This is a genomic window from Phyllobacterium calauticae, from assembly GCF_019991125.1.
Classification (GTDB): Bacteria; Pseudomonadota; Alphaproteobacteria; order Rhizobiales; family Rhizobiaceae; genus Phyllobacterium; species Phyllobacterium calauticae.
On record NZ_JAGENB010000004.1, the window covers coordinates 161988 to 176756 of the forward strand.

Below are 14769 nucleotides of genomic sequence, written 5' to 3' on the forward strand. Positions count from 1 at the left end.
TTCGTATTTTTCCATAGTCTGTTGAACTGTTACTGTTGCATGCCGTCATCCGGTGAGGAGACCGATGCCGGCTCGTTTCAGTGGGAGGCACTATGAACGGACAAATCGACAGGCGTCATTTTCTCAAGGCGACAAGCGCACTGCTGGCAATGGGAGCCATGGGAAGCCGGATGGCCTTTGCAGAAGGCAGCAATCTGCGTCTTATTTTCTGGGGAAGTCAGACGCGAGCCCAAGTCACCAACGCAGCCGCCGACCTTTACGGAAAGAGAGAGGGGGGCAGCATTCAAAGCGAGTTCCTGTCATGGAACGACTACTGGCCAAAACTGGCCACGCAAACCGCCGGCGGCAACGCGCCGGATGTGCTGCAGATGGATTACCGCTACATCGTCGAGTACGCCGCGCGTCAAGCGATTGCGCCGCTCGACGAGTTCATCGGCAACGCACTCAATCTCGGTCAGTTCGACAAGGATCAGCTTGCGGGTGGCTCGGTCGGCGGAAAATTGTATGGCATCAGTCTGGGTGCCAATTCATGCGCCACAATGATCAATACGGATGCTTTCAAGGAAGCAGGCATTGCAGTCCCGACAAACACCCTCACCTATGACAGTCTTCGCGACATTGGCGCGGCGTTCAAGAAAGCCAATATACGCGGCGGTATCAGGGCGATTGCGGATACATCCGGACTGGAACCAGTTCTCGAGAATTGGCTGCGGCAGCGTGGCAAGGCGCTCTACACCGCAGACGGTAAACTTGCATTCGATGCCAACGATATCGTTCAGTGGTTCAAACTGTGGACCGATCTACGCGAGGCCGGAATTTGCGTGACCGCGGAAGACCAGGCGCTCGACACGGGCTCGCTCGAGACCTCGATGCTTGTGACCGGCAAGGCTGCGATGTTTCCTGCAAATTCCAACCAGCTTGTCGCCCTGCAGGCGCTCGTCAAAGACAAGCTCGCACTGTGTGGTTATCCGCGCGTCGCGGCAACCACGGGCGGCGGCCACTACCGGAAGCCCGCCATGCTGTTCTCCGTCGCCGGTTCATCCAAGCAAAAGGCGGCAGCGGCCAAGTTCATCAGCTTTTTCGTCAGCGACCCCGATGCCGCCAAGCTGCTCGGTACAGAGCGCGGTATCCCCTGTTCGGCTGCCGCACGAGAGGCCATTGCGTCCACCCTCAACGAAAACAGCCGGATGGCACTCGACTTCGTCACCAATCTCGGTGACCTGCTTGGACCAATTCCTCCGTCACCGCCCAAAGCTGCTGGAGAAATCGAACTCTCTGTCCTCAGAACCCTCAGCCAGGAAGTCGCATTCGGGACCAAGACACCCGAAAATGCCGGACCTGAATTTGTCGCGCTTGCCAATGATCTGCTGAGCAGGGGCTGATCATGGATATCACCGCCTCTAATCCAGCTGCCCGCGCAAACCGGCGGGCAGCGACAGGAGAGCTCTCACGCGGTTTTGGCTCCAGGGAGCGCTACGGTTATCTGTTCCTGGCTCCCTGGTTCATCGGTTTCTTCGGCCTGTCGGTCGGGCCGATGATCTGGTCCTTCTATCTGTCATTCACAAACTTCGACCTGTTGACCGATCCCAAATGGGTCGGCGCCAGCAATTATATCCGCATGTTCACGACCGATCCGAAATTCATGACGTCCATGCGTGTCACGCTGTTCTTTGTCGTCCTGTCCGTGCCCTTGAAACTGATCGCGGCTCTGACCGTAGCCCTGCTGCTCAACCGCGGCATGAAAGGCTTGCCGATCTACCGCGCCCTGTTCTACCTGCCGTCGCTTCTAGGAGCCAGCGTGGCAATCGCCATACTGTGGCGGCAGATTTTTGCGGGGAACGGGCTGGTCAACAAATTTCTGGCGCTCTTCGGAATCGCCGGGCCAAGCTGGATATCCAATCCCTCCTATTCGCTCTGGACGCTTATCATCCTGTCGGTTTGGCAGTTTGGCTCACCGATGATCATTTTTCTCGCCGGCCTGCGGCAAATTCCTGCGGATGTGTATGAGGCTGCCAGCCTTGATGGTGCCGGACGCTGGCGGCAGTTCATAAAGATCACCCTGCCCCTGCTGTCCCCGGTGGTTTTCTTCAACGCGATCATTCAGACCATAGAAGCATTCAAGAACTTTACTCCGGCCTTCATTATCTCCGGCGGCACCGGCAATCCCATCAACTCGACCCTGTTCTATACGCTTTACCTCTATCAGGAGGCATTCGGCTTCTTCCGCATGGGCTACGCCTCGGCGCTTGCCTGGGTTCTTCTTGCGCTCGTGGCGATCTTCACCGCCTTTGCCTTCCTCACAGCGAAGTATTGGGTGCACTATGACTGATACCGCAAAGCAACCGGCTGTATCGGCAGAGACGTCACAGAACGCGCGAAAATATCTAACATTGGGCGCAACGCATATCGTCCTGATCATCGCCTGCGTGGTGATGCTCTATCCGCTTCTGTGGATGCTGGCGGCCTCGTGCCGTCCTGAACAGGAGATCTTCACATCGGTCAGCATCTGGCCGTCATCCTGTCATTTTGATGCCTACGTCCGCGGATGGAACGGACTGAAGGTCGGTTTCGAGACCTTCTTCAAGAACTCACTCGTTATTGCGCTCTTGTCAGTGGCGGGCAACGTGCTCAGTTGCTCCATGGCGGCTTATGCCTTTGCCCGGTTGGAATTCCGGGGGCGCAGCTTCTGGTTCGCCCTCATGCTGATGACGATGATGCTGCCCTATCAGGTCACTCTCATCCCGCAATATGTGCTGTTCCGGCACCTCGACTGGGTGAACACCATCCTGCCGCTGGTTGTCCCGAAGTTTCTCGCGGCCGATGCATTCTTCATCTTCCTGATGGTGCAGTTCTTCCGCGGGCTGCCGAAGGAGTTGGACGAGGCCGCCATGATGGATGGCTGTTCGCCCTGGCGGATTTACTGGAAGATTATCCTGCCGCTTTCAACGCCGGTGCTGGCGACCGCAGCAATCTTCACCTTCATCTGGACCTGGGACGATTTCGTCGGCCCCCTGATCTATCTCAGCGATATGCGGCAATACACCGTGATGCTGGGGCTTCGCACCTTCACGGACTCAACCGGCGTTTCCGACTACGGCAGCCTCTTTGCGATGTCGGTTCTGTCCCTTGTGCCGATCTTCGCCTTTTTCCTCTTCTTCCAGCGCCTTCTGATCGAAGGCATAGCAACCACAGGAATGAAACGATAAGCCATGTCCCATCTGAATTTTGCAGCCATTGGCATCAATCACAGCCATATCTATGGCCAGGTCGAGTGCCTGAAACGAGCAGGTGCACGGCTCGTCTCCTTCCATGCACGGGAAGATGATCTTGCCGCCGCATTTTCCAGCAAATTTCCGGAAGCCATACGCGTTGCCGATCCGCGCACGATTTTCAACGATCCATCCATCCAGATCATAACGACAGCCGCAATTCCCGCCGAGCGCGCCGCGATATCGATTACCGCGATGCAGCACGGCAAGGATGTCCTCTCGGACAAGCCGGGAATGACAAGCTTTGAACAGCTGTCGGACATTCGCGCGGTCCAGAAGGCCACCGGGCGAATATACAGCGTCCTGTATTCCGAGCATTTTGAGGTGCCGGCCACGGTCAAGGCGGGCAGCCTTGTCGCTCAAGGAGCGATTGGCGAGGTTATCAACACCGTCGGTCTCGGGCCCCACGCCATCCGCAACAACCACCGGCCTGACTGGTTCTTTGACAGAGCACAATACGGTGGAATTCTCTGCGATATCGCCAGCCACCAGTTTGAACAGTTTCTGTTCTTTTCCAATGCGATTGACGGAGAGATCATTTCGGCCACCGTTGCCAACCGGGCCAATGCAGGTCAACCCGGCCTGCAGGACATCGGCGACGTCCACATGAAGACAGAACGCACATCCGGCTATGTCCGCGTTGACTGGTTCACGCCGCAGGGACTTCCCACCTGGGGCGACGGTCGCCTGACCATTCTCGGCACGGAAGGATATATCGAGCTTCGCAAATATATCGACATCAATGGACGTCCTGGAACAGACCACCTTTTCCTGGTCAATGCGGATGGTATCCAGCACGTGGACTGTACGGCCGTCGACCTGCCTTTTGGCCGGCAATTCCTTGAAGACGTGCGCAACCGGACCGAAACGGCCATGCCGCAGGAACGATGCTTCAACGCCATGAAACTTGCCTTGACCGCTCAGCAACTGGCCGAGCGCGGTACGGAGTGGAAACAATGACACGCCTCAGAACAGTCGCCGTCGTCGGATGCGGTATCGGCAGAAGCCATATTGTCGAGGGCTATGTCCCCAATGCCGACAAATTCAGACTCCTCGCCATCTGCGACATAGACGAGGAAAAAATGCACGCGCTTGCGGATGAATTCTCCGTCGAGCGCCGGATCACTGATTTCGACGACCTGCTGACCATGGACGATCTGGATATCATCGATATCTGCACGCCACCGAAACTGCACTTCCCGATGGTCATGAAGGCGCTGAAGGCAGGAAAACACGTCATCTGCGAGAAGCCACTCGTCGGGTCGCTATCCGAGGTGGATCAGGTTATCGCCCAGGAGAAATTGTCCAAGGGCCGCCTGATGCCAGTGTTCCAGTACCGCTTTGGTGATGGGATCGAGCAGGCAAAGGCCATTATCGACGCCGGCATCGCCGGAAAACCCTTCATCGGTTCCGTCGAAACATTCTGGACGCGCGGACCGGACTACTACGAGGTGCCATGGCGCGGCAAATGGGCAACGGAACTCGGCGGTGTGTTGATGACGCACGCCATTCACCAGCACGATCTGTTCAATTATCTGATGGGCGACATCAAACGTCTGTTTGGCCGGGTCGCCACCAGGGTCAACAAGATCGAGGTGGAAGACTGCGTCACCGCCTCGATCGAACTGACCAATGGCGCGCTTGCCAGCTTCACCGCCACCCTGGGCTCTGCCGATGAAATCACCCGTATCCGTCTCACCTTCGAGCACGTGACGTTCGAAAGTGACCACGAGGCCTATAACCCCGGCGCAAAACCCTGGGTTATCCTGCCACGGGATCAGGCAACGAAGGACAAGATCGACGCCCTGCTCAAAGACTGGAAGCATGTTCCGTCGCGCTTCCAGACACAAATGGCGCGGTTCTTCGATGCGCTTGAAAATGATAGCGCGCTTCCGGTGACAAGCGCCGATTCACGCAGGGCACTCGAACTGGTCACCGCATTCTACTATTCATCACTGACGCACCAGGATGTGGAGTTGCCAATTCCGAACGACCACCCGAACTATGAAAGCTGGGTTCCCGCCGCATTCCGTCAGACTGATGAGGTCCCGCATGGCAACCGCAGTTGAGCTCCAGAATGTTGTAAAGAGCTACGGTAATCTTCAGGTCATCCACGGCGTCAACCTGACGATCGATCCCGGCGAATTCACCGTCTTCGTCGGTCCGTCCGGTTGCGGCAAGTCGACATTGCTGCGGATGATTGCAGGTCTTGAAGCCATCAGCGACGGGGACCTGCTGATTGACGGCGAGCGCATGAATGCTGTCACGCCGTCAGAGCGGGGAATTGCGATGGTTTTTCAGTCATACGCGCTTTACCCCCATATGAGCGTCTACAAGAACCTTGCTTTTGGTCTCGAAACCGCGCGGCTGCCGCGGGCTGAAATAGCAAAACGGGTTCTGCGGGCCGCTGAGATTCTGCAAATTGAACCGCTGTTGAACCGCAAGCCGAAGCAGCTCTCCGGCGGGCAGCGTCAGCGTGTTGCCATTGGCCGCGCCATTGTGCGCGAACCGAAAATCTTCCTGTTCGACGAACCTCTCTCAAACCTGGACGCGGAACTGCGGGTTCAGATGCGCGTGGAGATCGCCAAACTCCAGCAGCGATTGGGCAACACGACGATCTACGTCACGCATGACCAGGTCGAGGCAATGACCATGGCGGACAAGATCGTTGTCTTGCGCGATGGCAGGATCGAACAGGTCGGTGCACCCCTTGATCTGTACAATCATCCGCGCAACCTGTTTGTCGCCGGCTTCATCGGCTCGCCGAAAATGAACTTCCTGCAGATCTCCGCCGCAGAGATCGAGGTCGATGCTGACGCAACTGGATCAGCAGCGGGCCGGCGGCCGGACATCCCGATGACACTGGGTATCCGCCCTGAACATATCACCATCGACCCCAATACCGGTGCCGCGCTCGGTCCGTTGAAAGTTGTGCTGGTCGAGAGCCTGGGCGGTCAAACCGTGGTCTACGCGACAGCAGCGAACGGACAAACCATTACGGTTGTTCTCGATGGACAGGTGGCAGTTGGAGAAACGCTGGAGGCCTTTTTTGATCCGGCCAAGGCCCATCTTTTTGCCGCCGATGGCAATGTGATGACGGGCGCCCGACTGCCGCACATCATAAAGCTCGTTTGATAGAAACGGGCGGTCTGGCGCGGATGGGTCGTCCCGCGTCAGACCGCTTGCCATGTTCCGCTTTGCCGGTATTAATCCGTGCATGGCATTCACACTCCGGCAGTTGCAATATTTCGTCGCGGTCGCGGAACAGGGCTCGATCACCCGCGCCGCGCAGAACCTGTCGATTTCGCAGTCATCCATCACCGAAGCCATCAAGGAACTTGAAACCGATCTGGGCGTCGAGCTGTTCGAACGCCACCCGCGCGGCTTGCACATCACCTATAACGGCCATCAGTTCCTGCGCCATGCCACCAAGATACTGGCCGACGTTTCCGACGCACGCCGCTCCTTCTCCGAGGACAGGCCAACCGATGCCGGCAAGCTGCAATTGGGTGTCACCTCGCTCGTCGCCGGTTATGTCCTGTCCGATCTGCTCGCCCGCTATCGCCGTGCCTGTCCGGGAGTGGAGGTCAGCGCCATCGAGGACAATGGCTCTTATCTCGAACACCTGCTGATCGGCGGCGAACTGGATGTCGCCGTCATGGTCATTTCCAACCTGCGCGACCGCATGGCCCTGCAGGCGGAAATCATCGAGACCTCGCCCTACCGGCTCTGGCTGCCGCTTGGCCATCCCCTGGTCAGCGCCGATATCATTTCCATCAATGACATCGCCAAGGAACCGCTGATCATGCTGACGGTCGATGAAATCGAGGAAAACACCGGCAAGCTGCTGACAGCACTGGGCGCCCGTCCGCACGTCGCTTTCCGTACCCGGTCCGTTGAAGCCGTCCGCAGCCTCGTGGCAACTGGCGCGGGCATCGCGCTATTGCCCGATCTGGTCTACCGCCCCTGGTCGCTGGAAGGCGACCGCATCGAAAGCCGTGACGTTTCCGGCGCGCTCCCGGTGGTGCAGGTAGGCATGGTCTGGCGCAAGGGATCCAGCCTGCCGCAGGCGGCGCGTGACTTTGTCGGCATCGCCGAAGCGCTGCGCAGCGGCCGTACGCGATGATATCGGAAAAACCGATAGCGCCCTTCTGATTAATGAATTTGCGAAAGTGGCGAAAGAGAGGCACTTTTTCTCCCGGGAACACACGCCGCAAAGGCGGCACCAAAATCGGGAGATTTCGAGATGAAGCAGATTCTGAAATCCTGCACGGCGCTGACCCTTTCGCTTGCCTTCTGCACGCAGGTCATGGCTCAGGAAGCCTTAACGCAATTGGGCAAGGGCGAAGGCGAACTCTCCATCGTTGCCTGGGCCGGCTATATCGAGCGCGGCGACACCGACAAGGCCTATGACTGGGTTACCGGCTTCGAGAAGGAAACCGGCTGCAAGGTCAGCGTCAAAACAGCCGCCACATCGGACGAGATGGTGGCGCTGATGAACGAAGGCGGCTTCGATCTCGTAACCGCCTCCGGTGACGCCTCGCTGCGCCTCGTGGCCGGCAAACGCGTCCAGCCCATCAACACTGATCTTATCCCAAGCTGGAAGACAATCGACAAACGCCTGCAGGATGCTCCTTGGTACACGGTCAAGGGCGTGCATTATGGCGTACCCTATGTCTGGGGTCCGAACGTCCTGATGTACAATACCGAAGTCTTCAAAGGTAAGCCGCCAAAGAGCTGGAACGTTGTCTTTGAGGAAATGACCCTGCCGGACGGCAAGTCCAACAAGGGCCGCGTGCAGGCCTATGACGGTCCGATCCATATAGCCGACGCCGCCAACTACCTGATGTTCCACAAGCCGGAACTTGGCATCAAAAGCCCCTATGAGTTGAACGAAGACCAGTACAAGGCAGCGCTTGAGCTGTTGCGCGGACAGCGCAAGCTTGCCGGCCGTTACTGGCACGATGCGATGATCCAGGTCGATGACTTCAAGAATGAAGGCGTTGTCGCTTCCGGTTCGTGGCCGTTTCAGGTCAATTTGCTGAAGTCGGAAAAGCAACCCGTTGCTTCGAATTTCCCGGAAGAAGGCACGACCGGCTGGGCTGATACGACCATGCTGCATGCGGAAAGCACCCATCCGAACTGCGCCTATATGTGGATGGAACACAGCCTTTCCACAAAGGTGCAAGGCGATGTTTCCGCGTGGTTCGGCGCCAATCCATCCGTCGGTGCAGCCTGCAAAGGCAATGAACTCCTCACGGACGAAGGCTGCGCCACCAACGGTTACAATGATTTTGACAAGATCAAATTCTGGAGGACGCCGGTTGCCAAGTGCGAAAGCCAGAGCGAATGCGTACCGTATCACCGCTGGGTGTCCGATTATATCGGTGTCATTGGCGGCCGCTGATCCCCGATGTCACGCTGCGGTGCCTGGTTCGCCCCGCAAGCATGCCTGAAACATGGAGTGAGACATGACAGCTGCTGTCCTGTTTGAAAACGTATCGCGCCATTTCGGAGCGGTCCGCGCCGTCGATGCGGTTGATCTTGCTGTTGCCGAAGGCGAATTCTTTGCCATGCTTGGCCCCTCCGGCTCGGGCAAGACCACCTGCCTGCGCCTGATGGCGGGGTTCGAACAGCCGACCGGCGGCCATATCGAGATTTTCGGCGAGACGGCGGAGGGCGTGCCGCCGTACCGGCGCAACGTCAATACGGTGTTTCAGGATTACGCATTGTTTCCGCATCTGAGTATCCTCGACAATGTCGCCTACGGCCTGATGGTCAAGGGCGTGGCGCGGGAAGAACGGCGCAAGGCTGCGGAAGATGCGCTTGCCATGGTCAAGCTGCCTGGGTACGGCACGCGGCGGCCCGGTCAGCTTTCCGGCGGCCAGCGCCAGCGCGTTGCGCTTGCGCGCGCCCTCGTCAACAAGCCTAAAGTCCTTCTGCTGGACGAGCCACTGGGTGCGCTTGACCTCAAGCTGCGTGAACAGATGCAGGAGGAATTGAAGACCCTGCAGAAATCGCTCGGCATCACCTTTGTCTTTGTCACTCATGATCAAGGCGAAGCCCTGTCCATGGCCGACCGCATCGCCGTGTTCAACGAAGGCAGGATCCAGCAACTTGGTACGCCGGAAGATGTCTACAAGCGACCGAAGACGCGGTTTGTCGCCGATTTCGTCGGCTCGTCCAATATCCTGCAACCGGAATTTGTCACCCAGCTTGGCGCGGGCCGGCAACTCGCCAGCCTGCGTCCCGAAGCCATAGAGCTTACCGGCAAAAAGGACGGCCAGCTTTCGCTGTCCGGCATTGTCCTGTCGCGCAGCTTCCTTGGTGCATCGAACCGTATCACCGTCGATGTCAGCGGGACCAAACTTCATGTGACCAGCCCGGCGGCAAGTCCTGTTCCGGAAGAAGGCAGCAAGGTCACATTGAGTTTTGCCCCGGCCGATCTTCATCTCATGGAGGCGGTGTGATGAGCGCCATCACCGGCGAACAGGCCATATCAACGCAAAGGTCCGGTCTTGCTGGCCGCATATCGGATTTCTTCTGGAAACATCCGCATGTTTTCCTGGCAGTGATGCTGGCTCCGCCGCTGCTGTGGCTCGGCATCATCTATTTGGGTTCGTTGCTCGCGCTCCTGTTGCAGAGCTTCTTTTCCATCGATGATTATTCGGGCCTGGTGAATTACGAGTTCACGCTTGCCACCTACGGGCAGTTGCTGAACGAGACCAATCTCGACATCATCATCCGCACCGTGTGCATGGCGGCGATCGTGACCCTGTTTTCCGCACTGATCGCCTTTCCGATCGCTTACTATGCGGCGCGCTATGCCAGGGGAAAATGGAAGGCGCTGTTCTATCTCGGGGTAATGCTGCCGCTGTGGTCGAGCTATCTTGTCAAGATTTACGCGTGGAAACTGATCCTTGCAAAGGAAGGTATCCTGACCTGGCTCCTGACCAAGCTGAACCTGCTCTGGCTGCTGGATGCGTGGCTGTCACTCCCGGTGATCGGCGGCAATTCCCTCTCGGTCAGCTATACCGGCACCTTCATCGTGTTTGTCTATGTCTGGATGCCCTTCATGATCCTGCCGATCCAGGCATCGCTGGAACGCGTACCGGTCAATCTGATCGAGGCCTCCTCCGATCTTGGCAGCACCCCGCAGCAGACCTTCCGCCATGTGCTGTTTCCGCTGGCTCTGCCCGGCATCGTTGCCGGATCGATCTTCACCTTTTCGCTGACGCTGGGTGACTACATCATTCCGCAGATCATCGGTTCTTCGCGTCTGTTCATCGGCCAGGCCGTCTATGCGCAGCAGGGCACGGCGGGCAACATCCCGCTTGCTGCCGCTTTCACCGTCGTGCCCATCGTCATTATGGGGCTCTATCTCTGGGCCGCCCGCAGAATGGGAGCTTTCGATGCGCTCTGATCGTTCCGCCTCTGCTCCGCTGGCCCTGAAGATTGCCGCCGCCGGCGGGCTGCTCTTCCTGCATCTGCCGATCCTGCTGATTTTCCTCTATGCCTTCACCACGGAAGAAAAGAGTTACCAATTCCCGCCACCCGGCCTGACACTGCAATGGTTCGCGGTGACCTGGAACCGACCGGATGTGTGGCAGGCGCTGAGCCTCTCGGTCCGCGTCGCCTCGATCGCCACGGCCGTCGCATTGCTGCTTGGCACGCTCTGCGCCGCCGCGGTCAGCCAGACCCGGTTCTTCGGGCGCGAGACGATTTCACTGCTGGTCATCCTGCCGATTGCGCTGCCCGGCATCATCACCGGTATTGCCCTGCGATCGGCCTTCAGTATGGCGGACATTCCCTTCTCGATCTGGACCATCGTGCTTGGTCACGCCACGTTCTGCGTCGTGGTTGTCTATAACAATGCGGTCGCCCGCTTCCGCCGTGTTTCGGGTTCACTGGTCGAAGCGTCGATGGATCTCGGAGCCAACGGCTTCCAGACATTTCGGTATGTCATCCTGCCGAATATCAGCACGGCCTTGCTGGCAGGCGGCATGCTCGCCTTTGCCCTGTCCTTCGACGAAGTCATCGTCACCACATTCACCGGCGGCCAGCAATCCACCCTGCCGATCTGGATGCTGCAGGAACTCATCCGCCCGCGCCAGCGACCCGTCACCAACGTGGTCGCGATGGTCGTGGTGCTGGTGACATTCCTGCCGATCCTTGCTGCCTATTACCTCACACGCGACGGCGACCAGATCGCTGGTTCCGGCAAATAATGCAAAGACTATGGGAGAACGACACATGGATACGCAACTGCTGATCGGATCGACATTCGTCGCCGGAACCGAGGTCGAGGAGCATATCCTCAACCCGAAGACCGGCGCGACAATCATTGATCTTGCCGAAGCCTCCCACAGTCAGATTGATGCAGCTGTCGATGCGGCCGAACGGGCCTTTGCGACGTGGTCGCTGACGACACCTGCCGAGCGCTCCGGTTATCTCCTGCGGATTGCCGATGCCATTGAAAAACATGCGGATGATTTCGCCGCGCTTGAAGCGCTCAACTGCGGCAAGCCGATCAATGCCGTGCGCAATGACGAGCTTCCCGCCATCATCGATTGCTGGCGGTTCTTTGCCGGAGCCATCCGTTCCATGCATGCGCCCGTCGCCGGCGAATATCTGCCCGGGCATACCTCAATGGTCCGCCGCGATGCCGTCGGCATTGTCGGATCGATTGCGCCGTGGAATTACCCGCTGATGATGATGGCGTGGAAACTTGCGCCAGCTATTGCAGGTGGCAATACGGTGGTGTTCAAGCCATCCGAACAAACACCGCTGACAGCGCTGAAAATGGCGCGGCTTCTGGCGGATATTCTCCCCGAAGGGGTAGTCAACGTCATTCTTGGCCGCGGCGACACGGTCGGCAACGCGCTGATCAACCACCCCAAGATTGGCATGGTGTCCATCACCGGCGATATCGCCACGGGAAAGAAGGTGCTGCAGGCCGCCGCCAAGACGGTCAAGCGGACTCATCTGGAACTGGGCGGCAAGGCGCCTGTCATCGTCTATGACGATGCGGACCTTGAAGCGGTGGTCAACGGTATCCGTACCTTCGGTTATTACAATGCCGGCCAGGATTGTACGGCTGCCTGCCGCATCTATGCGCAGGATGGCATCTACGAGAAACTGGTGGCGGACCTCACCTCTGCCGTCTCCACCATCCGCTTCAATGACGCCGACGATACGGTCAATGAGATCGGGCCGCTTATCTCCAGCCGCCAGCGCGATCGTGTGGCGAGTTTTGTGGAGCGCGCAACGGAACAGAAGCACATTGAGATTACCACGGGCGGCCATGCGGGCAGCACCAATGGTTTCTTCTTCCAGCCCACCGTCGTTGCCGGTGCGACGCAGGAAGACGAGATTGTCCGCCGCGAGGTGTTCGGTCCGGTGGTTTCGGTCACGCGTTTCCGTGCCGATGATGAGGCCGTAAGATGGGCCAATGACAGCGATTACGGCCTCGCCTCTTCGGTCTGGACGAAAGATATTTCCAAGGCGATGAGAACCGCATCGCGGCTGCAATATGGCTGTACCTGGATCAACACCCACTTCATGCTGACCAATGAAATGCCGCATGGCGGCGTGAAGCAGTCAGGCTATGGCAAGGATATGTCGATCTACGCGCTGGAGGATTATACGGCCGTTCGCCATATCATGATCAACCACGGCTGAAGGCCGGTTTCCGGCAGCGTGACGGCACCAAAGGAATAAAATATCCATAGAACATTGAAATCAGGAATTTATTATTCTAGCCTGATTTTACTGACCTGACTTATCCATGCGGTAGAATGAACATCCATCTCGAAGTCACAGAAGCCCCCTCGCCAACCGATCTCAAATTCCTGGGAGATCAGTTGACGGCATTCAATGATGGCGACGTCGGGCCGAGCCAAAGAGTGGCCCTTGCGGTCTTTGTGCGCGATGAAACGGATAGGGTTGTCGGTGGAATATCGGGCTACACCGCGTGGGGATGGCTCTACGTTCAATGGCTGTGGGTGGATGAGAGTTTTCGCGGACAGCACATGGCAGCCAGAATGTTGGATGCCGCAGAACAGGAAGCGGCGGCACGCGGATGCCATGGCGCATATATTGATACGTTCAATCCAAGGGCCGCGAAGACTTACCAGAAGCAGGGATACCAGACCTTTGCCACCCTGCCCGATTTTCCGATGGGGCGTGACCGCATCTTCCTGCAGAAACAGCTCTGATTAGTGGTCCGATTCTGACATTTGCATCCCTCTTATACAGGCCATTGAGGCAAATGTCAGAATCAAAGGACCACTAGCAAGTCTATGTTTCTAGTGGAACTTTGAATTTGACATTCGCATGCTGCGCGTCATGTCAGATGGGATGCGAATGTCAAATTCGTTCCACTAGCCTGCTATGCGTCCGCCGCGCGTGGGCTCGCGAACGCCTGTCGTCGTCGGGAAACTGATCGGCAGGTCCCTGAGAGCACGCACCGCAAGAAAACCAAAGCATTCCGCTTCGACCGCGTCGCCGCGCAAACCCAAGGCTTCGGCGGCCAAGACCTCGACGCCAGCAAGATCCGAAAGCATGGCCATGATCGCCGGATTGCGGCGGCCGCCTCCGCAAACCACCAGCCTGCCGGGCCGCTGCGGCAAAAGATCGAGCGCTTTCCCGACGGCAGATGCGGTAAATGCCGACAGGAGCGCAGCCCCATCCCGTGCATTGAGGCCATCGGCCATTTCCGCACCAAAATCAAAGCGGTCCAATGATTTTGGATAAGGTGCTGTCAGATAAGGATGCTGCAGGAGCTTGGAAAGGCGTACTTCGTCAACCGTTCCAGCCAAAGCCAGAGCGCCGTCCCGATCCATTTCACCCAGCCCTTTCGACTTGACGAAATCATTGAGCGGCGCGTTGGCAGGCCCGGTATCGAACGCGACAAAGCCACCATCGCCATCCCACCAGGTAATGTTCGCAACACCGCCCAGGTTCAGCATGGCGGTGTCGTTTCCAACCCCGGCAGCCTGCAGCAGTGCAGCATGATAGGCCGCCGACAAAGGAGCACCCTGCCCGCCCATGCGCATATCAGCCGAGCGGAAATCATAGGCGACCTTTGTTCCAAGAATGGCGCTCATCAGTTCGCCATCGCCGAGCTGGCGGGTTGCGCCAAGACGGCCGCCCTGGGGTGCGCGGTGCAGGACGGTCTGGCCGTGAAAACCGACGATGCCGATGTCGGCCATTGTCAGGCCGGCACCGTTGACCAGATCCTGGACTGCCGCGGATTGCGCGCGCGTCAGTGCCTCTTCGGCTTGCCGGAAGATCACCGGTTCGGGACCGTTGAAATTCCAGACTCGGGCCTGGTTCAACGTCTCCTCCAGCAGGCTTCGAACGGATGCGTCGTAGGGGGTCAACGCATAAGCGCCGAACGCCTCTATGCGCTCGCCGTCGGTTTTGATCAGGGCAACGTCAATGTTGCCGTCAAGTACGGTACCGGTCATCAGGCCAACGGCCCACATTGGTTCCATGG

The 14769-nt window shown here is 58.1% G+C and carries 14 protein-coding genes; 13 read left to right on the forward strand and 1 reads right to left on the reverse strand.

The genetic code is table 11. From position 1 onward, the window contains the following. The first annotated feature begins 92 nt into the window (after positions 1-92). The 13 genes from J1W56_RS16140 (at position 93) to J1W56_RS16200 (ending at position 13486) form a co-directional block, all read left to right on the forward strand. Positions 93-1382 carry an ABC transporter substrate-binding protein gene (locus tag J1W56_RS16140; RefSeq protein WP_223614289.1) on the forward strand — a complete coding sequence of 430 codons (1290 nt, stop codon included), beginning with the start codon at positions 93-95 and terminating at the stop codon, positions 1380-1382. 2 nt (positions 1383-1384) lie between these two features. Beyond that, positions 1385-2329 carry a carbohydrate ABC transporter permease gene (locus J1W56_RS16145; protein ID WP_223614290.1) on the forward strand — a complete coding sequence of 315 codons (945 nt, stop codon included), beginning with the start codon at positions 1385-1387 and terminating at the stop codon, positions 2327-2329. A gap of 103 nt (positions 2330-2432) precedes the next feature. Further along, the gene (locus J1W56_RS16150; RefSeq protein WP_374042633.1) at positions 2433-3206 is read left to right on the forward strand and encodes a carbohydrate ABC transporter permease; all 774 of its coding nucleotides are present in this window, start codon (positions 2433-2435) and stop codon (positions 3204-3206) included. Between the two features lie 3 nt (positions 3207-3209). Next, positions 3210-4229 carry a Gfo/Idh/MocA family protein gene (locus J1W56_RS16155; protein WP_223614292.1) on the forward strand — a complete coding sequence of 340 codons (1020 nt, stop codon included), beginning with the start codon at positions 3210-3212 and terminating at the stop codon, positions 4227-4229. Beyond that, positions 4226-5338 (forward strand): Gfo/Idh/MocA family protein, encoded by a 1113-nt coding sequence (locus tag J1W56_RS16160; RefSeq protein ID WP_223614293.1) that lies wholly within the window; start codon positions 4226-4228, stop codon positions 5336-5338. Before J1W56_RS16155 ends, J1W56_RS16160 begins: the two co-directional genes overlap by 4 nt. Further along, positions 5322-6404, forward strand: a complete 1083-nt coding sequence (locus tag J1W56_RS16165) for an ABC transporter ATP-binding protein (protein WP_223614294.1) — start codon at positions 5322-5324, stop codon at positions 6402-6404. The genes J1W56_RS16160 and J1W56_RS16165 overlap by 17 nt, the downstream gene beginning before the upstream one ends. A gap of 82 nt (positions 6405-6486) precedes the next feature. Next, positions 6487-7395: a LysR family transcriptional regulator gene (locus tag J1W56_RS16170; protein WP_223614295.1), complete on the forward strand. Its 909-nt coding sequence runs from the start codon at positions 6487-6489 to the stop codon at positions 7393-7395. A gap of 120 nt (positions 7396-7515) precedes the next feature. Then, entirely contained in the window at positions 7516-8676 is a 1161-nt protein-coding gene (locus J1W56_RS16175; protein WP_223614296.1) for an ABC transporter substrate-binding protein, read from the forward strand. Positions 8677-8740: 64 nt separating this feature from the next. Next, positions 8741-9739: an ABC transporter ATP-binding protein gene (locus J1W56_RS16180; RefSeq protein WP_223614297.1), complete on the forward strand. Its 999-nt coding sequence runs from the start codon at positions 8741-8743 to the stop codon at positions 9737-9739. Further along, complete coding sequence (locus J1W56_RS16185; protein ID WP_223614298.1) at positions 9739-10692, forward strand: ABC transporter permease; 954 nt, start codon at positions 9739-9741, stop codon at positions 10690-10692. The genes J1W56_RS16180 and J1W56_RS16185 overlap by 1 nt, the downstream gene beginning before the upstream one ends. Beyond that, complete coding sequence (locus tag J1W56_RS16190) at positions 10682-11497, forward strand: ABC transporter permease (RefSeq protein WP_223614299.1); 816 nt, start codon at positions 10682-10684, stop codon at positions 11495-11497. Before J1W56_RS16185 ends, J1W56_RS16190 begins: the two co-directional genes overlap by 11 nt. Positions 11498-11522: 25 nt before the next feature. After that, the gene (locus J1W56_RS16195; RefSeq protein WP_223614300.1) at positions 11523-12950 is read left to right on the forward strand and encodes a gamma-aminobutyraldehyde dehydrogenase; all 1428 of its coding nucleotides are present in this window, start codon (positions 11523-11525) and stop codon (positions 12948-12950) included. 116 nt (positions 12951-13066) lie between these two features. After that, positions 13067-13486, forward strand: a complete 420-nt coding sequence (locus J1W56_RS16200) for a GNAT family N-acetyltransferase (RefSeq protein WP_223614301.1) — start codon at positions 13067-13069, stop codon at positions 13484-13486. A gap of 165 nt (positions 13487-13651) precedes the next feature. Here J1W56_RS16200 and J1W56_RS16205 read toward each other — a convergent pair whose 3' ends face one another. Further along, entirely contained in the window at positions 13652-14767 is a 1116-nt protein-coding gene (locus tag J1W56_RS16205; protein ID WP_223614302.1) for an anhydro-N-acetylmuramic acid kinase, read from the reverse strand. Positions 14768-14769: the final 2 nt, after the last annotated feature.

What these genes read in the sequence shown, in the direction of transcription:
- J1W56_RS16150 (WP_374042633.1), top strand. Translation starts at nt 2,433, where the DNA reads ATGCTCTATCCGCTTCTGTGGATGCTGGCGGCCTCGTGCCGTCCTGAA.
- J1W56_RS16195 (WP_223614300.1), top strand. Translation starts at nt 11,523, where the DNA reads ATGGATACGCAACTGCTGATCGGATCGACATTCGTCGCCGGAACCGAG.
- J1W56_RS16185 (WP_223614298.1), top strand. Translation starts at nt 9,739, where the DNA reads ATGAGCGCCATCACCGGCGAACAGGCCATATCAACGCAAAGGTCCGGT.
- J1W56_RS16140 (WP_223614289.1), top strand. Translation starts at nt 93, where the DNA reads ATGAACGGACAAATCGACAGGCGTCATTTTCTCAAGGCGACAAGCGCA.
- J1W56_RS16180 (WP_223614297.1), top strand. Translation starts at nt 8,741, where the DNA reads ATGACAGCTGCTGTCCTGTTTGAAAACGTATCGCGCCATTTCGGAGCG.
- J1W56_RS16170 (WP_223614295.1), top strand. Translation starts at nt 6,487, where the DNA reads ATGGCATTCACACTCCGGCAGTTGCAATATTTCGTCGCGGTCGCGGAA.
- J1W56_RS16165 (WP_223614294.1), top strand. Translation starts at nt 5,322, where the DNA reads ATGGCAACCGCAGTTGAGCTCCAGAATGTTGTAAAGAGCTACGGTAAT.
- J1W56_RS16175 (WP_223614296.1), top strand. Translation starts at nt 7,516, where the DNA reads ATGAAGCAGATTCTGAAATCCTGCACGGCGCTGACCCTTTCGCTTGCC.
- J1W56_RS16200 (WP_223614301.1), top strand. Translation starts at nt 13,067, where the DNA reads ATGAACATCCATCTCGAAGTCACAGAAGCCCCCTCGCCAACCGATCTC.
- J1W56_RS16205 (WP_223614302.1), bottom strand. Translation starts at nt 14,767, where the DNA reads ATGGAACCAATGTGGGCCGTTGGCCTGATGACCGGTACCGTACTTGAC.
- J1W56_RS16160 (WP_223614293.1), top strand. Translation starts at nt 4,226, where the DNA reads ATGACACGCCTCAGAACAGTCGCCGTCGTCGGATGCGGTATCGGCAGA.
- J1W56_RS16155 (WP_223614292.1), top strand. Translation starts at nt 3,210, where the DNA reads ATGTCCCATCTGAATTTTGCAGCCATTGGCATCAATCACAGCCATATC.
- J1W56_RS16145 (WP_223614290.1), top strand. Translation starts at nt 1,385, where the DNA reads ATGGATATCACCGCCTCTAATCCAGCTGCCCGCGCAAACCGGCGGGCA.
- J1W56_RS16190 (WP_223614299.1), top strand. Translation starts at nt 10,682, where the DNA reads ATGCGCTCTGATCGTTCCGCCTCTGCTCCGCTGGCCCTGAAGATTGCC.